This window comes from Pseudomonas sp. P9_2 (genome assembly GCF_034008255.1).
In the GTDB taxonomy this organism is placed as follows: Bacteria; Pseudomonadota; Gammaproteobacteria; order Pseudomonadales; family Pseudomonadaceae; genus Aquipseudomonas; species Aquipseudomonas synxantha_A.
Genome location: NZ_CP125376.1, coordinates 4,657,525 through 4,676,339 on the forward strand (window position 1 = coordinate 4,657,525; position 18,815 = coordinate 4,676,339).

The window sequence follows — 18,815 nt, forward strand, 5'->3', positions numbered from 1 at the left end:
AATTGCACTCATTATGAAGAGCGACTAAATGAAAGTTATATCTATTAAGCAGTTGTTTTTTTTGGCCTTGATTTCGACCTTTGGCGCGATGGCTCAAGCGGAAAACGCACCAGGTGGCCCACAAGTTCTCAGCAGTAAAACAGTCAGCAAAGCTACGTATGTAGAAGACTATCAAGCTATTACAGAGGTGCTTAACAAGTATATTGAGGGTTGCAAGCAGGCCAAGAGCAGTATTATGAAACCCGCCTTCAATGAACATGCGACGATGTACAGCGTCGGTGCCGATGGCAAGTTGGACGGCGGCGCGATTCCAATCCTGTTCGAGGGAATTGACAAGAATTTCCGTCCATCTCCCGACGCGCAGGCCGCGATTACTCGTATTGAAATCGTCGGTAATGCCGCGAGTGCTCGTATCGACGCCAACGGCATGTCAGGCCTCTCTTTCACCGACTTCTTCCAGTTGCTGAAAGTAGAAGGCAAGTGGACGGTCGTTAGCAAAATTTTCCAAACCCATGAAGCGCCTTAACTAGTTAGGGCAGCGCTGAAAATTGAGTTCGAAATCGAAGATGAGTTTCACGAAGTACTCGTCAGCACTTATCTAATGCTTCTTCACTGCATGCTCGGTAATCAGTTGAGCCAGTAGTTTTACTGGCTCAGTTAGACTGCGACGTGCACGGTGCACCAAACCAATATCGCGATGGAATGTACGTTGTTTCAGGTCGATTGCACGTACCTCGGCAGGCCATTCTTCACGGGTGGCCGTTTCAGGCACCAAGGCGACTCCAACGCCGTTTGCAACCAGTTTGACGATTGCATCCAGTTCATCGAGCTCGCAGACTTCGTGCAATGAAAAATGGGTTTGTCGCAGAAACCTATCCACTTGGCGTCCGCCGAAGGATGATCGGTCATAGCGTATAAAGGGTTGGCTCGATACCAATTCAGCCCAATCGTCTCCCGGCATATCGGCGGGGACGATCAGCCGGTAAGGTTCTCGCGCCAAGGTTGTCCAGCGCAGATCACTGTGAAGCGAGAAGGGCGGGCGGATTATCGCGGCCATATCGATTTCGCCTGAATCGACTTGGTTCACCAACTCCATCGACAAGCCGGGGAGCACTCGCGTCCTGCATTGCGCAGATCGTTGATGAAATTCAGCCAGGGCGTCTGGCAAGAAGGAGCGCTGAACCGAGGCAATCGCTCCAATGGTGACCAAAACGTTCGCAGGAAGACCCACCGATGTCGAGCCCAGATCTTTAAATTGGCGTACCAGTTCCTGACCCTGCGCCAAAACCTGGTGACCCATTCGATTTAACTGAGCCGAGCGTCCCTTACGGTCGAATAGCTGTACCCCTAGCTCCGCCTCAAGGCGTTGCATCTGGGCGCTGACGGCGGCTTGGGTGAGGCCGATTTTGCTGCCGGCAGCCGCAAATGTGCCTTCTCTCGCCACAGCGATAAGTGTTTTCAGTTCTTTGATCATGCTCAAATAATAATTATGTTTTGCTTCGAAATATATTTATATTTTTGTCGCTGAAGCGCTACGTAAAATTGCTTCCGATACAGGTGAACAAACGTCAGGCGCTCTAACGGGCGCCTGACGCTAGATCATTTTTTTGCTAGCATGCGCGGCATTATGAAGAAACCCGCCCATGACATGCGCCAGCACATCATCGATGTCGCCAGGTCGCTGATGACCCAGAAAGGTTACACCGCCGTCGGCCTTACCGAGCTGCTCGCGGCAGCGGGTGTACCTAAAGGGTCGTTCTATCACTACTTTCGATCAAAGGACGAGTTCGGCCAAGCGCTGCTCGAAGAGTACTTTGACGAGTACCTCACGCGTGTGGATGTGCAGTTGGCCAGTGAGGGCTCCGGCGCCGAACGTCTGCTGAGCTATCTACGCTATTGGGCCGAGACACAGGCGTTTGATCACACCGATCAAAAATGCCTGGTGGTCAAATTGGGGGCGGAAGTGTGTGACCTGTCCGAAAACATGCGCGGTGTGCTTGAGAAGGGTACTGCCCTGATTATTGAGCGGATGGTTCGTTGTGTTGAGCAGGGTAAAGCGGATGGCTCCATAAGTGCGTCGATTGACTCAGCAATATTGGCTGAAGCGCTCTACCAGATGTGGCTGGGCGCCTCGTTGTTGGTCAAGGTCAACAGAACACGCGAGCCTTTTGATGCTGCGCTTGATATGAGCCGACGCTTGTTGGCTTAGTTTCGATCGGCAGGCTTGGTCATGCTGCTCGATGGCACCACATGAATGCCAGGCTCCTGACTGATCGCGGCTTCAAGCAATGCCCGCGCAATCAGCGCCGGGGGATTGAGACGCCAGCGTTCAGGTAACAGCGGCGATGCAAGTTTGAGCATCCGGATCAGTGCACGCTCGGCATGGCGCACCTCCTCACGCTTGCCTCCGATGACACCCGGCCGCACGTACGTCAGCGATTCAAACCCCACCCTCGCCAGATCCTGTTCCAGGCGGCCTTTGACCTGGTTATAGAAAAACGAAGATCCCGCATCTGCGCCGATAGCCGAATTGAGCACGTAGGTCGGCGTTCCATGCGCGCGTGCGAGCCTGGCCACTGCCAATGGATAGGTGTGGTCGACTCGCTCGAAGGCTGCTCTGGAGCCAGCTGTTTTAAGCGTGGTACCCAGCGTGCAGATCACAGCATCTGCTTGCCAGCGATCAGCCTGTTCGTCCAAGTGATCAAAATCGATGGGCGTGGCGATGAGTTTAGGGTGCGCCGCCAAAGTCTTGCGTGTTGGTGCGTAGACCTTGCCGACGCGCGGATCCGACAGGGCCAGATCCAGTACATGGCTGCCAACCAGCCCGCTTGCGCCGACCAGTAGCAGCTTGAATGTTGTGGGTTCGTTCATGCTTGAGTGCTATCCGGCACAAAACTCTGGATAGCCTCGTTGACCGGTGTGCTGCCTTGGGTCAGTTCGATAATGACGCGACTGACGCCGGGCTGTTCGATGATCTGCAACAAGGCTGCGGCGACATCGTCGCGCGGCACGTCGCCATAGGGGATAGCCAGGCCAGCGTGGACCTTGCCACTGCCGGGTGAGTCCAGCAAGGTGCCGGGGCGCAGAATGACCCAATCTAGATCGCTTGCGGCCAAGTGCACATCGGCGCGCTTTTTCACGGCCATGTAGTTTTCGAAGGTCTCGGAAACTGATTTTCCACGCGATGCCTCTGGAAACGCCGACACAAGAATAAAGCGCTGAATGCCCGCCAACTCAGCCGCGGCTACGGACAGCTCAAGGCCGTGACCGTCGATGGCATCCGTCATCTGCTCGCCGCCTTTGCCGCCGGCACCCGCCGCGAATACCACGGTATCACTGCCCGCCATCAGCTTGGCCAGAGCCTCTGTGTCGAGGTCAAGCAAGTTACCCGCCACGGGGATGGCGCCGAGTGCTTCGAGTCCCTCGGCCTGTTCCGCATGACGGTATAACGAATGTGGTTGATGGCCTCGGTCTGCCAGTTGTCGAGCAAGGCTTCGGGCCACTTTACCCGAACCACCGACGATAAAAACTGAGTGCATAGTTCCTCCAGATCAGGCGATGTTTCAAAAATGTCCCCCTCAAGCGAACCTGCAAACGCGCTCGGCGAATGCACGCCGAGGGTTATTCTATATTGGTCACTACAGAAACTGTCAAGCGCCTGGGAGATTTGGCCCCGGGCACGTGCCTTGTCTTCAATCGGCGCAAGAGGCCAAAAAAATCAGCCCGGAATAAACAAATAAAATTGATTTTTTGCATCCATATATATTGTTTTAATTGTCTGCTGGAGGCCGCTAGCATTGATGCACTATCAACAAAAGCTCAAAGAGTGGCCCCATGCAATTGCTCGGAAATTTGCTGAAAGCGGTTAAGCCCTCGCCAACGCTGGTAATCACGCGCAAGGCGGCAGAGTTACGCCGCAATGGGGCCGATATCATCAGCCTGTCAACCGGCGAGCCGGACTTTCCAACCCCCGATCACATCAACGCGGCTGCCAAGGCGGCGATTGATGCAGGCCAGACCCGCTACACCGATGTAGACGGCACTCCAGAACTCAAAGCGGCGATCGTTCGAAAATTTCAGCGTGAAAACGGCATCACCTACGCGACAGACGAAATCAGCGTCGGCACCGGCGGTAAGCAAGTGCTGATCAATGCGCTGCAGGCCACCCTTAACCCCGGGGATGAAGTCATCATTCCTGCGCCTTACTGGGTGTCCTATCCGGACATGGTGCGCCTGGCGGGGGGCACGCCCGTGGAAATCCGCTGCGCGGCCCATCAGCGTTTCAAGATCACCGCTGAGCAACTCCAGCAAGCCATCACGCCGCGTACCAAGTGGCTGATTTTGAATTCGCCAAGCAACCCGACGGGTGCGGGTTATAGCGCGGCAGAGCTTGATCGGTTGGGCGCCGTATTGTTGGAGCATCCGCAGGTCTACGTGCTGACGGATGATATGTACGAGCACCTGTGTTACGACGGTTGGGTGTTTTCCACGCTGGCTTCGCAGGTGCCGGCGTTACATGGTCGCGTGCTGACCGTGAATGGCGTTTCAAAGGCCTATTCTATGACGGGCTGGCGCATTGGTTATGCGGGCGGTCCTAAACCTTTAATTGCTGCCATGGCTACCATTCAATCGCAGACCACGAGCAACCCCTGCGCAATATCCCAGGCGGCTGCCGTGGCAGCGCTGGACGGGCCTATCGATTTTCTGGCTGAGCGCAATGAAGTGTTTCGTCAGCGCAGGGATCTTTGTCTGGACGCTTTTAACACCACTCCCGGCCTGGTATGTCGCCGTCCGGAGGGCGCTTTTTATCTCTTCCCTTCATGCTCGGGGCTGTACGGGCGCAAAACGCCTGCAGGAGCGGTGCTGACTAATGACGTGGATGTCTGCCAGTACCTGCTCGAAGCCGCACAGGTGGCGGTGGTACCGGGGAGTGCGTTTGGGTTGGAGGGTTATTTCCGCATCTCCTTTGCGACCTCCACGGTGCTGCTGGAGCAGGCATGCGCGCGCATCAAGGCTGCTTGTGAACAGCTTGCTTGAATGCAGCGCGTGGTTTGGCGGAGTTGGTTCCAGTCAAGCTGACAGGGAAGGGCTCAGCATCGCTACGGCTGTTGCGCCGATGCCTTGCAGATCTTCCCTGCTGGCAGCGTCATGTGCCTGCAGGGACATGCCTTCGAGCAATGTATTCAAGGCAGCAGCGAGCAGGCGAGTGTTGGTTTCCGGTTTGAGCTGACCTTGTTCCACTGCGCGATCCAAGCGCTGCTGTAAGTAGTCACGGCCTTCCTGGCGCAAGGCCTTTAGGGTCGCGGTGACTTCACCGGCATCGTCGGAGACATTGACTGCCGCGAGGACGACCATGCAGCCACAGGGCGCCTCGGGTTCGGTCAAGATCGACGCTGAGGTGTGGAAGAACTCGCTGATGGCGCGCACGATGTCGGGCTCGGTGTCCATGCGCTCCCAGGTGGCATCCCAGAACGTCGCTTCGTAGTAGGCAACCGCTTCGAGAAACAACTTGGCTTTGTTGCCGAACGCCGCATACAGGCTGGGAGGGCTGATGCCCATGGCTGAACACAATTCCGCCACAGAGGCCGGCTCGTAGCCACGCCTCCAAAACACTGCCAGCGCCTGCAGCAGAGCCTGGTCTCGATCAAACGCGCGCGGGCGTCCTTTTGCGCGTGGAACAGAGATTGGGGGGGAGTTGGTCATTGAGTGCAGCACCTTGGGGGCGTATCGCCAGACGAGCACGCCTGGAAGAAAGTTCTGCCCAATGATACACAAAATGAAATTTTCGGTTGCGTAGCGTCATTCTGAGCTTTCAGGTCGACCGTGACGCGTGTCCAAAGGGCGGTACGGTGTATCGCTCAAGCACCTGGCCAATACCGCTCAATAGCGGTATCACATGCTTCGCAATATCATCGGCGACTGCGGTGGGCACCATCTCTGCGTTTCGGCGAAAAAACAGTGGGTCCTGAAAAACCAGCCTGAGTTTGGACAGGCTGTTGCTGACCGCGGGCTGCCCAATGTTCAACCGCTCGGACGCCCTGGTGACACTTTTTTCCTGATACAGCGCAGCGAAGATCACCAGGCAATTGAGGTTGAATTGCGCAAGGCACTCGGTGTTGAACGTTGACGTGGGGGGAGGGGGGTTCATGAGCTTGATCCTGTCATTTGTCTTCGTTCGCCGTTGGTCGTAGAACGTGAGGCTATTCTAAAATTTACTAGACGACCGGTCTAGTTCTAATTAGAGTGGCTGTATTATGAAAAAGCATCATTCTGAAACACGCCAACACATCCTGGATGTCGCCAGGACGTTGATGACTCACAAAGGCTACACCAGCGTAGGGTTAGCTGAGGTAGTAGCGGCTGCGAGCGTGCCTAAAGGTTCGTTCTACCATTACTTCAAATCCAAGGAAGAATTTGGTCAGGCATTGCTTGAACAGTATTTTTCCGACTACCTCGCAACGGTCGACACGCTGTTGATGGGCTCTGCACCCGCCGCGCAAAGGTTGCTGAGTTACTTCCAGTATTGGGCGCAAACCCAGTGCTCTGATTTGCCTACCGACAAGTGCCTGGTGGTCAAGTTGGGCGCCGAGGTCTGTGACCTCTCGGAGGGCATGCGCCTGGTGCTCGACCGAGGCACGCAGGCTATCCACGCAAAGCTTGAGCGCTGTATTGAGCAGGGGCTTGTCGATGGCTCGATCACGTCCACAGCGCCAAGCGCGACGCTTGCGCAATCGCTCTATCAGGTTTGGCTCGGCGCTTCGTTGATGATGAAGATCGGCAAGCGCGACGACGCCTTTGAAACATCCCTGACTCTGGCAAAACGACTTTTGTCGTAGTTATTTTTTACCAACTTACTAGACGACCGGTCTATTTAAATGAGGTCTACCATGACAGACAACGCCACTCGTACCGACTTATTCACCCCCATCAACTTGGGCGCGATGAAACTCGCCAACCGTATTTTGATGGCACCTGTAACCCGTAGCCGCTATGCCGAAGATGGCATCCCCAACGAGCTGCACGCTGAGTATTACGCTCAACGCGCCACCGCGGGCTTGATCGTCGCTGAGGCCACCAATATTTCCGCGCAAGGCCGCGGTTACGCGGCCACCCCTGGCATCTGGAGTGAGGAGCAGGTTGCGGGCTGGAAGAAAGTCACGGACGCCGTGCATGCCGCCGGCGGGAAGATCGTCAGCCAACTATGGCATGTGGGACGGTTCTCCAGTGTCGAGCTGCAACCTGACGGTGCCGCACCGGTCGCACCTTCCGCGATCAAGGCTGAAGGCGACACCTATACCACCAACGGCTTCGTCCCGGTGTCGATGCCACGGGCGCTTGAAACCGATGAGATCCCGGGGATCATCGAGCAGTACAAACGTGCTGCCGAGAATGCCAAGCGTGCTGGTTTTGACGGGGTAGAGGTTCACTCGGCCAACAGCTACCTGCTGGACCAGTTCCTGCGGGACTCGACCAACCATCGCACCGACCAGTACGGCGGCTCCATCGAGAACCGTGCGCGTCTGACCCTGGAAGTGACCGAAGCAATCGTCAAGATCTGGGGCAACGACCGTGTTGGCATTCGTTTGTCGCCGGTGACGCCTGACGCCGGCAACACGCCGCCCGACAGCAACGTGATGGCGATGTACGGCTACCTGATCCAGCAGTTGAACGCCTTCGACCTGGCGTACCTGCACTTCGTTGAAGGTGCGACCGCCACCTCGCGTGATGTACCGGAAGGCGTGGACATGGACGCATTGAGCGCGCAGTTCAACGGGCCCTTCATCGGCAACAACAACTACGACCTGGACATGGCTATCGAGCGCCGCGCCCAAGGCAAGATCGACGCCGTAGCGTTTGGCCGCCTGTTTATCTCCAACCCGGACCTGGTTGAGCGCTTGCGTCGTGGGGCCGAACTGACCATCGCACCGCGCGAGTCGTATTACGGCGGCGGCGCCAAAGGCTACACCGACTGGCCTGTCGGCAACTACTGATCCGCTTATATCCGCGATAACCCCAAAAACTGCCCGCACAGACGGGCAGTCACCAACGAGAGGAACGCCCATGAACTATCTGCAGAATAAAACCGCGATCATCACTGGCGCATCGTCCGGCCTGGGTGCTGCATCGGCACGTGCCTTGTCCGAGAAAGGCGTTCGAATTGTCGCAGCAGCCCTGGACCAGCAAGGCCTGGACGCCATCGTCAGCGAACTGAAAGGCAAGGGCGGTGAAGCGGTAGGTCGCGTCAGCGACGTTACCAACCCTGAGGATATGAAAGCGCTCGCGCAATTCGCCCAGGACTCTTTCGGTTCGGTGGATATCCTGATCAACAACGCAGGCTTGATGCTGTTTTCCAACTGGGTCGACCTGGCCACCGATGATTGGGAAAAGATGATCAACGTGAACATCAAAGGCTACCTGCATGGTATCGCGGCGGTGTTGCCGTTCATGCTGAAACAGAAGTCGGGCCAGATCCTGAATATGGATTCGGTCGCCGGTCACCAGGTTGGGCCTGCTGCGGGTATCTACAGCGCCACTAAGTTTTTCGTGCAGGCCATGACTGAGTCGATGCGCAAAGAGCTAGGTGTGCAGCACGGCATCCGTGTCAACACGGTCAGCCCGGGTGTGATCAACACCGGTTGGGCCGATAAAGTCACCGACCCGGCTGGCCGTAAAGCGGCTCAAGAGCTGAATAAAATCGCTATTTCGCCGGACGATATCGGTCGCGCAGTGGTGTACGCACTGAATCAGCCTGAAAACGTCACCGTCAACGACCTGATCATTTCGCCGACCCGCCAGGATTGGTAAGTCATAAGCGTTGAAATCACCCAGCCCAGGCACCGGCGCAACGCCGTGTGCCTGGGCGCTATAGGATCCGTCCTGTCCTCCAAGTAAAAGCAATTAGACCCTGGTTGGAGCGGGCGTTCTATGCATCGCTGTACCGCATGCCTCAAGTCGCGCGCTATGGCCTGATACCCTCGGCATTACTGATGTCGAGTAACCACCTGGGGCCAGGCACCGAGCCTCGGTTGAAACTGCACTAGATCACTGATGGGGTTAGCGCTTCTCCGATCGCATAAAAGTGGCCGCCTGCGATGTAGTGCAGGCTACGAAAGTCCGGGTGCGCACGCTCAAAGAGCCAATGACCGTCGCTGAATACCCGTGTGTCGGCCCAGGCAGCGACGACTTCACCGATAAACAGGTCGTAGGTCGACTGGTTGTGCGGTTCGGGCAATAGTTTGCACGCAAGCCAGGCCGAGCAGCCGGCCACGAATGGCACGTCATGGCCGCTGATACTGAATAGCTCCACGCCGCTATGAGCCAGCTTCTGTGGATCTTCCTGCAGGCTGACGCTGCCGACATCGCGGGTCAATTGCAGCTGTGCCACGGTGGGAACCTGAATCACAAAGAGGCCGCTACGTTCTACCAGTTCGCGGGTTTTGGCGATCTTGTCCAGCACCACAGTGACTTTGGGTGGTGAGAAATCCAATGCACAGGCCCATGCCGCGGCCATCACATTTCGAGTCTCCTCGTGTTGAGCAGATACCAGCACGGTGGGGCCGTGATTGATCAGCCGGTAGGCCTTTTCAAGCGGCACTTCGGCAATGTGGTCGTGCATCGTAACTCCAGAAAAAATTAAACCCCGCATCCATTGCTGGAGCGGGGTAGGGCACATTCACGCGGTGGCGCTTTGGTTCAGGTAAACCTGGAGGCTTTCATGCCCGCCGACAATGAGCGACTCGATGGTCGAGGTCCATTGCCCCTGGGGATCAGGCTCGCGCGTGTCGAAGGTCGCAGACCACAGAATCACGGTTTTCTGCTCGCCGGTCAGCGGGATCAGTCGCACGGTCAACACGTAGTTGTCGACGGGCAGTGGCGCTTCAACGAAGCGGTAGGAGAACTGCAGATTCACCGCGTCTACCGACAACAACTGCTCGCGCAGAATGGCGCCGTCCTGCAACGTCAGCCGACGAATGCAACCGACCAGACCGTCCGGCCGACCGTCTTCGATGACGCTCTGCGGGATCGCCGGGTGCCACTGGCTGATTTTCCCGAAGCGCTTGAGTACATCCCAAACGCGCTCGGCGCCGCCGTCTACGACGGCACTGTATTCAACTTTTGCCATGATTCATCACCTTAAGAAACAGCATTACGTTCAGGCTGCTCGGGTCAGCCTTCAAACTGGTGATAAACCTTAGCGATCACCTTCCAGGTGCCGTCGATTTTGATCAGTGTCAGGTAATCGTTGTAGTCGGCACCGATCGCGTCCTTTTCCATGTCCACCCGTACCACGGCGGTGGTTGGGGTGATCGCCAGCACGTCCAGGCGAGTGCTGATATCCGGGGCCGTGCCATTAGTGCGGACGAAGTCGAACAGGTTGCTGATCGGGCCGCCCAACAGTTTGCCGTTGGTGAAGCCGTACATCACCGCTTCCTTGTGGAAGGCCTGCTCCAGCACCTCCGGGCTGCCGGCACGCAGGCCATCTGCGTATTGCTGGGCCACGGCGACAACGGCGTTGTAGTCCTGGGTGGGTACAGCTTTGATGTTTTGGCTCATGGTCAAACCCCTTTGCATGGTTTTGGCGCCAACAGGGCGCGGTTCAAACGGCTGGGTTAAGGAGCAACGTGGGTGTGGTAAATCTTGCTGATGACGGTCCACTTTCCGTCAACCTTCAGCAAGTTGAAGAAATCGGTGAAGCAGAAGCCGGAGATGTCATTGGTATCGATACGTGCGCTGGCAGCGGTGCCTACGATATCGACGTTGACGATGGCGCCTTTGGCTTCTGGTGAGGGACGGAAGGCGCTGTCGATGATGTCGAACAGACCCTGGATCGGGCCTCCGGTCAGCTTGCCTTCGCCATCTACACCAAAGATGGTGGCCTGCTCGCTGAAGGCTGGTTTCATGAGGCTGCTTTTGGCTTGCTTGCCACCTTCGTTGTAGTGGTTCAGCACCGTGACGATGGCGTTGTAGTCTTCGACGTAAGTTGGGTTGCTCATGGTGTAACTCCTAGTTTGAAGAGGGTTGAAGAAGGGCTTGGTTGATCGCTTTGCGTGCATATCTGGCGACGGTCAGTAAGGCGATCAATGCAACGACCAGACCCGTCCAAGTCATCATTTGAGTCGATCGATTGGTCGTTATCTCGCCACTGATTATCTGTGCGACGTCAGCCGCCAGAGAGCCCAAGTACGCATACAGAAATGTTCCAGGAAGCAGGCCGATCCAAGTCGCCAGGAGGAAATCTCGACGGGCGATTCGGCTGGTTCCGAGTCCATAGCTCAGCGGAGCGAACGGCACGATGGACGCTAGGCGTAAGAGAAAAACAATTCGAAAACCTCCTGACTCGATTGCGTGGTCGACCGCCGCTGATGTGGGGCTGTTCGCCAGGCGTCGTTTGACCCAAGGGCGCAGAAGCGATCTGCCCAAGGCAAACGCGACCGCTGCAGACAGCAAGCCAGCGGGCGAGATGAGCAGCGTTCCCCCCATCGGGCCGTACAAAAAACCGGCGAGCGCCGTGAGCATCGAGGCGGGTACGAAGGCGACAGTGCCCACCACAAATATCGCGGCATACAGCGCAATCCCGACGACTGCGAGCGAGCGAATAATCTCGGTCCACTGGGCGACGCTGTGTACGGCCAGGTCTATCACGTTGCCTACCCGATTCATTCAGTTTGTGGGAACGCTTCCCGTCCAGCGCATCACTGAAAGCCATTTAATTAGCGATCGCTACATATTGCGTGTATTTTATAGTGATCACTACAGTTAGTGTCAAGACATTTGCTTTCGGTGTTGGTGGGGGCGAAGTGGGCGTTCGACGGTGCTTTGCAACCAATGCCTGATGCCCTGCGGGAGAACACCATGACGCCAAGGTTTTACGCACAGGACACCTGTTTCTACAGCTCCATGGGCACCTACAGTTTTGAGGACAGGTGCGAGATGACTAAGGCGGTGGGTTATTACGCCACCTATCTTTCAATCTGCGATGGACGCAACTGGGCAGCTGTCCAGCAATTGAACAGCGTTAAGGAGCGTCACGACATTGAGGTAGCGGGCATCTATGTGGTGCTCAACCTGCGCCTTGGCGCAGAGGCGGAGCAGAACGCGGGCATTTATCAGATGCTGAAAGTGGCACCGCCACGCTCCACCGTCGAATTGGCGATTAAAACCGCGGGGGATTTCGCGCGTTCGGACCCAGTGGGCGATGAGCCTGTGGTGCGCTTGTTGGCCGAAGCCTTGTCTATCGCACAGCAGAGCAATATAGGCATCCTGATCTACTCGCATTTGTTGCACTGGAGCGAAAAGCACGACGACGCCCTGCGCATTTGTGAGCGACTCAATCACCCCAACCTGGGCCGCTGATTCACGCCAGTGTCAATATGATCACCTTCGGCCACGCGGAGTTTGCCCAGTTAATCCTGGAGGTGTTTACCCTTTTGCAAGACGGGCTTTGCTGCGGGGCTTCAACCGCAAGAAACTCATCGTGTACTTCGTCTCTGGGCTGATGCTTAAAGGGCGTCAACGCGCGCAGCGCCGGGATAATCATCTCACTGGAGCCGGTCTACGCCATGGCCTACGCGTGGTGGTGGTTCCATGGAGCGCCGTCATATCGGATGTTGACAGGAGCGGTGTTGATTGTGCTGGCGATTGTGTTGTCGGCACAGAGTGCGGGGGGAATCGCGCAGGACCAATAGCGGAGCGGCTACTTGACTCACCTATGGTGATCTCGCCACGTCTTGTGATAATCAGGGTAGGGCAGATCACAGGTGCTTCCTGTTTTTCAAAAAACTCTCAGGATTCCCACAGATATGTTGAAAGCCTCAGGCCGGTCTATCGATTTGCAGAGACTCCGATCGGAACTGCCCTTATCAATAGCCTGTTTGGCCTTAGGCTGGGGGCATCCTTTTCGAAGCATCCAATGCATGCCCTCAAATGTGCCCCCAATGTAGCAATCCACTGGAAGTGAATGGAGCTCCATGGTTGGTGGAAACGCAAAAATGATCAGCCGAACAGCCTGCAAGACGACGCCTAGAGACTCTCAGGATCGCCAAAAAACATCTGAATCCGCGACCGCAACCACCGCTCCCCCGGATCATTATCCTGCGACCCCCGCCACGCCATATGCAGCTCAAACGAGCGCACGGGCAGTGGCGGGTCTTCGGCGCGTAACCCTCCCGCCGCGGTCAACGCTTCAGCCGCATAATCCGGCACGGTGGCCAGAATGTCCGTGCCCGCCAGCAAGGTGCCCAGCCCGTTGAACTGCGGCACGGCCAGTACTACGTGGCGTTTGCGGTCGAGTTTCTCCAGCTCTTCATCAATAAACCCACTCAGGTCGCCGGCGAATGACACCAATGCATGGGGGCGTGAGCAGAAGTCGTCCAGGCTCAGCGAGCCGGGCACGCTGTCGGCGCGCAGCAGTTTTGGCAGGCTGCGCCGCAGTACCTTGCGCTTGGCGTTGGCCGGCAGGTCGGCGGTGTAGCTGACGCCGATGGAGATTTCACCGGAGGCGAGCAGGCTGGGCATCAGGATGTAATTGACGCGGCGTACCACCAGCACAATGCCGGGGGCTTCGGAGCGCAGGCGTTTGAGCAATTGCGGAAGCAGGGCAAATTCCACGTCATCGGACAGGCCTATGCGGAACACGGCGGTGCTGGTGGCCGGGTCGAATTCGGCGGCGCGGCTGACGGCGGTGGAAATCGAGTCCAGGGCCGGGGAGAGCAGCGCGAAGATTTCCACGGCGCGGGCCGTGGGCTCCATGCTGCGCCCGGTGCGTACAAACAGCGGGTCATCGAACAACCCGCGTAAGCGCGACAAGGCCGCGCTGATGGCCGGCTGGCCGAGGAACAATTTCTCGGCGGCGCGGGTCACACTGCGCTCATGCATCAAGGTTTCGAATACGATCAAGAGGTTAAGGTCGACACGACGCAGGTCGTTACGGTTCATCTTGTGTCCTGGAAGAGTCTGCAAACTTGACGTGAGCGGTCACGCAGGAACCCATGAGGTCCTATTCAGAAGCATGACCGGCATGAATCTTACGGGGAAAGGCTGGTACTCTGCACCGGCTAATTGATTTTTCCTACGATAGTTGAGGTCTGCTCCTCCTTCGCGGAATCAATGACAGACATGTCGACTATTAATGGCGACCGGTGGTCTTACCTGGAAAGCCCAGATAAAGTTCATGGCATTAGAGGTTACTTTGACGAGGTTTGCGATGTCCCGCACGATCCGTTTTCACAAGTTTGGTCCGGCCGAGGTGCTCAAATGCGAAGAGCATGCAGCCGCGCAGCCCGCACCGGGCGAAGTGCAGGTGCGTGTCGAGGCAATTGGCATCAGCTGGTACGACATTCTGTGGCGCCAGAACCTGGCGTCTTCCCATGCGCGCCTGCCTTCGGGCCTTGGTCATGAAATGGCCGGCGTTGTTGTCGCCCTCGGTGACGGCGTGGATGACTTGGCAGTGGGCGATAAGGTGGCCAGTTTTCCGGCCGAGAGCCCCAATGATTACCCGGTGTACGGCGAGCAGATCGTCATGCCCCGTTCGGCGCTGACCCGTTACCCGGATGTGTTGAGCCCGATTGAAGCCAGCGTGCACTACACGCCGTTGCTGATTGCCTACTTTGCCTACATGGATCTGGCGCGGGTCAAACCGGGGCAGTTTGCCTTGGTGACCGATGCCAGCCATTGTTCCGGCCCATCGTTTGTACAACTGGGCAAGGCCTTGGGTGTGCGGGTGATTGCCGCTACCAAAGACAGTGCCGAGCGCGAATACCTGCTGTCCCTTGGGGCAGAAAAAGTCATCGTCACCGAAGAACAAGACCTGCTCATGCAGATCAACAAGTTCACCGATAATCGTGGCGTGGACGTGGTATTCGATGGCCTGGGTGGCCCGCAGATGTCGCTGCTCGGTGATGTGCTGGCACCGCGTGGCAGCCTGGTGCTGTATGGCCTGCAAGGCGGCAACCAGACGCCGTTCCCGGCCTGTGCGGCGTTCCAGAAGAACATTCAGTTCTTCGTGCACTGTATCGGCAACTTCACCGGCAAGCCGGAACTGGGCATCATCCAGGATCAGGTGGCAGTGCAGCGCGCCTTGCGTGAGATCAACCAACTGACGGCCGATCGGGTGCTGGTCCCACTGAAAACCACGGTGTTTCCGTTCGGTAAGTTCGTCGAAGCGCATCGATACATGGACGAATGCCCGTGTCGCGAGCGTGTGGCGTTGCAGGTTGAAGCTGTTTGAGCTGTAGGAGTATTCGTAAAAGAATACTTTGGCGTCTGAGCCTATGAGGCAAATGCGCCATTTGACAGGGCTTAACCCGCATCGGGGTTGAGCCGCCGCGAGGGTGTTGCGCCCCGCAAACAATACCTTTTTTCCTTACGCCGCCCTGAATTCCAGCGCGGCGCTGTTGTGTGCGCGCCAAAAAAGTTCGGTCGCCTGCCCATCTGAACTGCTTTCAGGCGTTGTTCTGTATCTGTTAATCATTATTTGAGTGCCGATAATTGTGTCTTCGCTGTCATCTCAAGGATTGAGCAATGATTGAATACCTGACATTAACGTCTCGTACCTCTGAAACTAACGATGCACGGGTCGCCTTTTCGAAAGTGCAAAACAAATACGCAGCCGCTTTGCCTGAGCCAACAATGAGCGGATAACTAATATGCGTCGGACGTTTCTTTAGTTGCTTAGTTAAAGTGGTGTAGGGCGTTGTCGGAATATTCCTAAGACATGCGGCCAGTCGCGCTGGAGGCCTCGCACGCCCACGGCTCGGCATCGATAGCGCCATTGACAGCTCCGGTGAGCGGTCCTGCGATTTTGTTGCAGGGTGCTAATGTTGAATCAACCTCGCACGATGCAACTGACGACAAACTTATAGATGTAATGGGTCGAGCAATGACAGTTGATAATTGCTTGAAGCTAATATTTCAATTCAGGTAGTAGAACGATGAGCGCTATTCATGAGCAAGCCATGAACTATGTTTACCAGCAAGTTCTGCAACGGTTGGTCGGGCACTTTACCCGTGACGAACGTACTGCACTGCAACTGTTGATCCAGCGAATTGTGGTAGCGGCCGGTGGCATGGAACAAGTAGGCAACTACAAAGTGCTGATTGCCCACGGCGGGGGTGAGGTCAGCAGCTACACCCTGGCGCTGTTGCGCGCGGCGCAACTGAGCATCGCCGGGCGTGCACCCAAGACTTTTCATCTGCGCGTGGCAACGTTGCGGCATCCGGGAATGACTCAGGCAACGCTTGATTCACTGCATCAGGGCTATGGCGCGTTGTTCTTCCATGATGATTCTCGGGTGGAACTGCTGATGGTCGAAAACCATGAAGTACTGCCCTTTAATCATCAGCGCCCGGCGTCCAGTGCCGGGCGTGAAGTCAGCCAGCGCAATATGCTGATGATAGGGCATCTGACGTCCGGGGACATCCGCGCCATCCTGTGCAACGACACGTATCTGGCCCTTGGCGATTTCTATCAGCGGGTCGCCACCTGGAACGGCGGTGTGCACGCGGTGGTCAGCGGCGATTCGGTGCGCAAGCAAAGCCAATACATCGCGTGGCTGAAGAAAAATGCCCTGGCAACCGGTCTCGCGTTCGCGCCCGGCAAGCCGACATCGCTCAACGGGTTGTTTGCCCGCATGGAAGAATGGAGCGTCGGCTGCTACCACGACCTCTATGGCGAGCACTACGCGGGCACCGAGAGCCCAGGCCGGGGCGGGCACCGGCATTTGGCCTACATCGGTATTGCCGACCTGCTCGACGATGTCGACGTCGCCCGCGCGCCGCTGCTTACGGAGTTTCTGGCTCACAAGCGGGACCCGTTCGAGTTCCAGTTCAGCCATCCAGCCTATCCAAACCCATTGCTCATGGCACATTTGTATGGCTTGCAGGCCCAATGCCTGCGTGAGCTGTCCTACGAGCACGGTGTCGAAGGTTTTGTTCGCCACGCGGCAGACTACATGCTGCGCAGACGCGTCCCCATTGAGTTGATCACCGAGGCGTCCAGCCCGGATGGGCGGGTATTGTCGACCACCTACGCCCAGGCGTTTTTTGGTCTGGACGAAAGTCAGTTGACTTGCCTGCTGTTCGCGCCTTTCGTTCAGCATGGCGAACGGCTGGAGGGCTTCTTGCGTCAATGCCACCCCGGCATGTTGGTGGCACTGCCCGAACTGCACAAGGCGCTGCAGGGCAAGCCTGCTGCGGACATGTTGCATCAGTGGCTGGTAGACACCAGTGGTTTGCCGCTGGCCTTATTGCAGCATTTGTATCGCAAGCGAACATTGCAGGCTGCGCACGGCTCTCGTATCCACAAACAACTGTTTAGCCGGCCCGAGGCCCGGATCGCCCAAGTGGCGGGGCGCTAGCACCGTGCATTGGTGCATAGATGCCGGTGAGCGGCGATGAACCTGAGGGGAGAGCGGCAGTCTGACTTCGCGTATCAGGCGGTGTACCGCTACATGATCAACCTGATCAACGAAGTCAGCCTGGAAACGCCGGTCAAGTTGCCGTCGTTGCGTCAGTTGTCGACACGGATGAACGTGTCGATCTCGACGATTCAGTACGCTTACTCTTTGCTGGAAAAGGAAGGGCGGGTCTACTCGGTGGCCAAGTCTGGCTATTTCGCCTGGCCGGTAGCGGCAAACCCGCCGGTCATGGCGGGCGCCGACTTGCTTGAGCGGCTGTATGCGGCGGCGCGACGACCAACCATGGTTGTGCTCAGTGGTGATGAGCCGGCGTTGTTGGGTTCACTGGATGGCGCTTTGCTTGCGCTGGAGCGCCAGCTGGTGCGCAGGTATCCACACCACCTGCAACCGTCGCAACCTTGTGGTGTATGGGAATTACGGGCGGCATTGGCGGCCCGTTATACCTCGTCGCCTAGCCATTGCTGGCAGGCCGACGAGGTGTATATCGGCGCCGATCTTCAGGGCGTACTGCAAATCCTGATCGACACGCTTGGCCTCGAGGGCACGGTGGTGCTGGCTGAATCGCCCTGCGATTACCTGGTCTTGCGCCTGTTACAGAGCGCTGGCGTGCGGGTTATCGAACTGCCCTGGCACGCCGATGGCAGCTTCGACTTGGCCACGTTCGAGCACCTGCTCAAGCACGAACCGGTGCACCTTGTTCTGCTGTCCTCCGTGGTCAGCATGCCCTCGGGTAATGCGCTGACGCTACCCGAACGGCTGCAAGTAGCGCATTTGCTGGAGCGGCACGCCTGTTGGTTGCTGGAAAACGACACGTTTGGCGAGCTGAGCTTCGCGTCGTCGCAGACGGCTTTGCGCAATCTGGTCAACCCGCAGCGGCTGATTGTGTTTTCTTCGTTCGAAAAGGTGTTGGGGCCAGAAGCGCCGTTTGGGTACCTACTGACGCAGCAAATGGGCAGTGAGTTGCAGCGCCAGTTTTTGCTGCGCTCATTTCGACTTTCATCCATTCGGCAACGCGCCATTGCTCGGCTTTATGAGAGCGGGCGGTTGGATCAGCACTTGCAGACGTTATGCCAGCGCCTTCAGGAACAGGCGCAAGCCATGAGCCATCGGTTGGATGTGCATATGCAAGGGCGTGTGAGTTATCGAATGCCTATCGCCGGGGCAAGTTTCTGGTTGCAGTCGGTGGCGCCGGTGGATATGCGCCTGGTGTTCCAGCGCATGCTCGCCCAGCAGGTCGTGATTGCGCCAGGGGAGTTGTTCAGCCTCTTAGGCTTGCATCACCAGCATATGCGCTTGAGTCATACGTTCAGCGGCCACCCCAATCTGGATATTGTCCTGAATGCGCTGGCTCAGGCGCTGCTCCAGGCACAGACCGATTAATGTGTGAAACTTCTCTCCGAG

General features: G+C 57.0%; 22 protein-coding genes and 1 pseudogene. 12 read left to right on the top strand and 11 right to left on the bottom strand.

The window, feature by feature from the left end; genetic code table 11:
* Window positions 1-88 precede the first annotated feature (88 nt).
* Complete coding sequence (locus QMK52_RS20760; protein ID WP_046036384.1) at window positions 89-526, top strand: nuclear transport factor 2 family protein; 438 nt, start codon at window positions 89-91, stop codon at window positions 524-526.
* Between the two features lie 72 nt (window positions 527-598).
* Here the strand turns inward: QMK52_RS20760 and QMK52_RS20765 are convergent, their stop codons facing one another.
* On the bottom strand, window positions 599-1,474 hold the full coding sequence (locus QMK52_RS20765) for a LysR family transcriptional regulator (RefSeq protein ID WP_046036268.1): 876 nt from the start codon (window positions 1,472-1,474) through the stop codon (window positions 599-601).
* 153 nt (window positions 1,475-1,627) lie between these two features.
* Here QMK52_RS20765 and QMK52_RS20770 point away from each other — a divergent pair, with 153 nt between their 5' ends.
* The gene (locus tag QMK52_RS20770; protein WP_169985955.1) at window positions 1,628-2,209 is read left to right on the top strand and encodes a TetR/AcrR family transcriptional regulator; all 582 of its coding nucleotides are present in this window, start codon (window positions 1,628-1,630) and stop codon (window positions 2,207-2,209) included.
* Here QMK52_RS20770 and QMK52_RS20775 read toward each other — a convergent pair.
* Together QMK52_RS20775 and QMK52_RS20780 are read right to left on the bottom strand one after the other, a co-directional pair.
* Window positions 2,206-2,871, bottom strand: coding sequence for an NAD-dependent epimerase/dehydratase family protein (locus tag QMK52_RS20775; RefSeq protein WP_099549806.1), 666 nt, complete (start codon window positions 2,869-2,871; stop codon window positions 2,206-2,208). The two genes, QMK52_RS20770 and QMK52_RS20775, sit on opposite strands and share 4 nt — an antisense overlap.
* Window positions 2,868-3,539, bottom strand: coding sequence for an NAD(P)-binding oxidoreductase (locus QMK52_RS20780; RefSeq protein ID WP_099491997.1), 672 nt, complete (start codon window positions 3,537-3,539; stop codon window positions 2,868-2,870). The genes QMK52_RS20775 and QMK52_RS20780 overlap by 4 nt, the downstream gene beginning before the upstream one ends.
* 295 nt (window positions 3,540-3,834) lie before the next feature.
* Here QMK52_RS20780 and QMK52_RS20785 point away from each other — a divergent pair, with 295 nt between their 5' ends.
* Window positions 3,835-5,037 carry a pyridoxal phosphate-dependent aminotransferase gene (locus tag QMK52_RS20785; protein WP_320403336.1) on the top strand — a complete coding sequence of 401 codons (1,203 nt, stop codon included), beginning with the start codon at window positions 3,835-3,837 and terminating at the stop codon, window positions 5,035-5,037.
* Between the two features lie 33 nt (window positions 5,038-5,070).
* Here the strand turns inward: QMK52_RS20785 and QMK52_RS20790 are convergent, their stop codons facing one another.
* Together QMK52_RS20790 and QMK52_RS20795 are read right to left on the bottom strand one after the other, a co-directional pair.
* Window positions 5,071-5,703 (bottom strand): TetR/AcrR family transcriptional regulator, encoded by a 633-nt coding sequence (locus QMK52_RS20790; protein WP_320403337.1) that lies wholly within the window; start codon window positions 5,701-5,703, stop codon window positions 5,071-5,073.
* 109 nt (window positions 5,704-5,812) lie between these two features.
* Window positions 5,813-6,148 carry a LysR family transcriptional regulator gene (locus QMK52_RS20795; protein ID WP_320403338.1) on the bottom strand — a complete coding sequence of 112 codons (336 nt, stop codon included), beginning with the start codon at window positions 6,146-6,148 and terminating at the stop codon, window positions 5,813-5,815.
* 106 nt (window positions 6,149-6,254) lie between these two features.
* On the opposite strand from QMK52_RS20795, the gene QMK52_RS20800 reads away from it, so the two are divergent.
* The 4 genes and pseudogenes from QMK52_RS20800 to QMK52_RS20815 form a co-directional block, all read left to right on the top strand.
* Window positions 6,255-6,836 carry a TetR/AcrR family transcriptional regulator gene (locus QMK52_RS20800; protein WP_010656561.1) on the top strand — a complete coding sequence of 194 codons (582 nt, stop codon included), beginning with the start codon at window positions 6,255-6,257 and terminating at the stop codon, window positions 6,834-6,836.
* 51 nt (window positions 6,837-6,887) lie between these two features.
* Window positions 6,888-7,991 carry an alkene reductase gene (locus QMK52_RS20805; protein ID WP_010656560.1) on the top strand — a complete coding sequence of 368 codons (1,104 nt, stop codon included), beginning with the start codon at window positions 6,888-6,890 and terminating at the stop codon, window positions 7,989-7,991.
* A 70-nt stretch (window positions 7,992-8,061) separates the two neighbouring features.
* A complete protein-coding gene (locus QMK52_RS20810) occupies window positions 8,062-8,805 on the top strand; it encodes an SDR family oxidoreductase (RefSeq protein ID WP_010656559.1) in 744 nt (247 codons plus the stop codon).
* A gap of 101 nt (window positions 8,806-8,906) precedes the next feature.
* Window positions 8,907-9,041, top strand: a pseudogene (locus QMK52_RS20815) (FAD-dependent oxidoreductase); the annotation flags it as partial.
* Here QMK52_RS20815 and QMK52_RS20820 read toward each other — a convergent pair.
* The 5 genes from QMK52_RS20820 to QMK52_RS20840 are packed head-to-tail and all read right to left on the bottom strand — an operon-like array spanning window position 9,038 to window position 11,643.
* On the bottom strand, window positions 9,038-9,616 hold the full coding sequence (locus QMK52_RS20820; protein WP_099492001.1) for a flavin reductase family protein: 579 nt from the start codon (window positions 9,614-9,616) through the stop codon (window positions 9,038-9,040). The pseudogene QMK52_RS20815 and the gene QMK52_RS20820 sit on opposite strands and share 4 nt — an antisense overlap.
* 57 nt (window positions 9,617-9,673) lie before the next feature.
* Window positions 9,674-10,123 (bottom strand): SRPBCC family protein, encoded by a 450-nt coding sequence (locus tag QMK52_RS20825; RefSeq protein WP_320403339.1) that lies wholly within the window; start codon window positions 10,121-10,123, stop codon window positions 9,674-9,676.
* A 44-nt stretch (window positions 10,124-10,167) separates the two neighbouring features.
* Window positions 10,168-10,554: a nuclear transport factor 2 family protein gene (locus QMK52_RS20830; RefSeq protein ID WP_320403340.1), complete on the bottom strand. Its 387-nt coding sequence runs from the start codon at window positions 10,552-10,554 to the stop codon at window positions 10,168-10,170.
* A gap of 56 nt (window positions 10,555-10,610) precedes the next feature.
* Complete coding sequence (locus tag QMK52_RS20835; RefSeq protein ID WP_010656555.1) at window positions 10,611-10,994, bottom strand: nuclear transport factor 2 family protein; 384 nt, start codon at window positions 10,992-10,994, stop codon at window positions 10,611-10,613.
* Window positions 10,995-11,004: 10 nt separating this feature from the next.
* On the bottom strand, window positions 11,005-11,643 hold the full coding sequence (locus tag QMK52_RS20840) for a TVP38/TMEM64 family protein (protein WP_320403341.1): 639 nt from the start codon (window positions 11,641-11,643) through the stop codon (window positions 11,005-11,007).
* Window positions 11,644-11,853: 210 nt separating this feature from the next.
* Between QMK52_RS20840 and QMK52_RS20845 the strand changes: the two genes are divergently transcribed.
* Window positions 11,854-12,354 (top strand): hypothetical protein, encoded by a 501-nt coding sequence (locus tag QMK52_RS20845; RefSeq protein WP_169985959.1) that lies wholly within the window; start codon window positions 11,854-11,856, stop codon window positions 12,352-12,354.
* Between the two features lie 206 nt (window positions 12,355-12,560).
* Window positions 12,561-12,686: a hypothetical protein gene (locus QMK52_RS20850; protein ID WP_320403342.1), complete on the top strand. Its 126-nt coding sequence runs from the start codon at window positions 12,561-12,563 to the stop codon at window positions 12,684-12,686.
* Window positions 12,687-13,020: 334 nt separating this feature from the next.
* Here the strand turns inward: QMK52_RS20850 and QMK52_RS20855 are convergent, their stop codons facing one another.
* Complete coding sequence (locus QMK52_RS20855; protein WP_320403343.1) at window positions 13,021-13,935, bottom strand: LysR family transcriptional regulator; 915 nt, start codon at window positions 13,933-13,935, stop codon at window positions 13,021-13,023.
* A 268-nt stretch (window positions 13,936-14,203) separates the two neighbouring features.
* Between QMK52_RS20855 and QMK52_RS20860 the strand changes: the two genes are divergently transcribed.
* From QMK52_RS20860 to QMK52_RS20870, 3 genes are all read left to right on the top strand, one after another.
* The gene (locus tag QMK52_RS20860) at window positions 14,204-15,226 is read left to right on the top strand and encodes a zinc-dependent alcohol dehydrogenase family protein (protein ID WP_320403344.1); all 1,023 of its coding nucleotides are present in this window, start codon (window positions 14,204-14,206) and stop codon (window positions 15,224-15,226) included.
* A 703-nt stretch (window positions 15,227-15,929) separates the two neighbouring features.
* Complete coding sequence (locus QMK52_RS20865; RefSeq protein WP_005788464.1) at window positions 15,930-17,354, top strand: hypothetical protein; 1,425 nt, start codon at window positions 15,930-15,932, stop codon at window positions 17,352-17,354.
* Window positions 17,355-17,390: 36 nt separating this feature from the next.
* Window positions 17,391-18,794, top strand: coding sequence for a PLP-dependent aminotransferase family protein (locus QMK52_RS20870; RefSeq protein WP_320403345.1), 1,404 nt, complete (start codon window positions 17,391-17,393; stop codon window positions 18,792-18,794).
* The last annotated feature ends 21 nt before the right edge of the window (window positions 18,795-18,815 follow it).

Bases quoted from the DNA above. Each gene is read 5' to 3' on its own strand.
- QMK52_RS20790 (WP_320403337.1), bottom strand. From the start codon at position 5,703: ATGACCAACTCCCCCCCAATCTCTGTTCCACGCGCAAAAGGACGCCCG.
- QMK52_RS20825 (WP_320403339.1), bottom strand. From the start codon at position 10,123: ATGGCAAAAGTTGAATACAGTGCCGTCGTAGACGGCGGCGCCGAGCGC.
- QMK52_RS20775 (WP_099549806.1), bottom strand. From the start codon at position 2,871: ATGAACGAACCCACAACATTCAAGCTGCTACTGGTCGGCGCAAGCGGG.
- QMK52_RS20770 (WP_169985955.1), top strand. From the start codon at position 1,628: ATGAAGAAACCCGCCCATGACATGCGCCAGCACATCATCGATGTCGCC.
- QMK52_RS20835 (WP_010656555.1), bottom strand. From the start codon at position 10,994: ATGAGCAACCCAACTTACGTCGAAGACTACAACGCCATCGTCACGGTG.
- QMK52_RS20800 (WP_010656561.1), top strand. From the start codon at position 6,255: ATGAAAAAGCATCATTCTGAAACACGCCAACACATCCTGGATGTCGCC.
- QMK52_RS20860 (WP_320403344.1), top strand. From the start codon at position 14,204: ATGTCCCGCACGATCCGTTTTCACAAGTTTGGTCCGGCCGAGGTGCTC.
- QMK52_RS20820 (WP_099492001.1), bottom strand. From the start codon at position 9,616: ATGCACGACCACATTGCCGAAGTGCCGCTTGAAAAGGCCTACCGGCTG.
- QMK52_RS20810 (WP_010656559.1), top strand. From the start codon at position 8,062: ATGAACTATCTGCAGAATAAAACCGCGATCATCACTGGCGCATCGTCC.
- QMK52_RS20795 (WP_320403338.1), bottom strand. From the start codon at position 6,148: ATGAACCCCCCTCCCCCCACGTCAACGTTCAACACCGAGTGCCTTGCG.
- QMK52_RS20765 (WP_046036268.1), bottom strand. From the start codon at position 1,474: ATGATCAAAGAACTGAAAACACTTATCGCTGTGGCGAGAGAAGGCACA.
- QMK52_RS20760 (WP_046036384.1), top strand. From the start codon at position 89: ATGGCTCAAGCGGAAAACGCACCAGGTGGCCCACAAGTTCTCAGCAGT.
- QMK52_RS20845 (WP_169985959.1), top strand. From the start codon at position 11,854: ATGACGCCAAGGTTTTACGCACAGGACACCTGTTTCTACAGCTCCATG.
- QMK52_RS20855 (WP_320403343.1), bottom strand. From the start codon at position 13,935: ATGAACCGTAACGACCTGCGTCGTGTCGACCTTAACCTCTTGATCGTA.
- QMK52_RS20870 (WP_320403345.1), top strand. From the start codon at position 17,391: ATGAACCTGAGGGGAGAGCGGCAGTCTGACTTCGCGTATCAGGCGGTG.
- QMK52_RS20830 (WP_320403340.1), bottom strand. From the start codon at position 10,554: ATGAGCCAAAACATCAAAGCTGTACCCACCCAGGACTACAACGCCGTT.
- QMK52_RS20785 (WP_320403336.1), top strand. From the start codon at position 3,835: ATGCAATTGCTCGGAAATTTGCTGAAAGCGGTTAAGCCCTCGCCAACG.
- QMK52_RS20780 (WP_099491997.1), bottom strand. From the start codon at position 3,539: ATGCACTCAGTTTTTATCGTCGGTGGTTCGGGTAAAGTGGCCCGAAGC.
- QMK52_RS20865 (WP_005788464.1), top strand. From the start codon at position 15,930: ATGAGCGCTATTCATGAGCAAGCCATGAACTATGTTTACCAGCAAGTT.
- QMK52_RS20805 (WP_010656560.1), top strand. From the start codon at position 6,888: ATGACAGACAACGCCACTCGTACCGACTTATTCACCCCCATCAACTTG.
- QMK52_RS20850 (WP_320403342.1), top strand. From the start codon at position 12,561: ATGGCCTACGCGTGGTGGTGGTTCCATGGAGCGCCGTCATATCGGATG.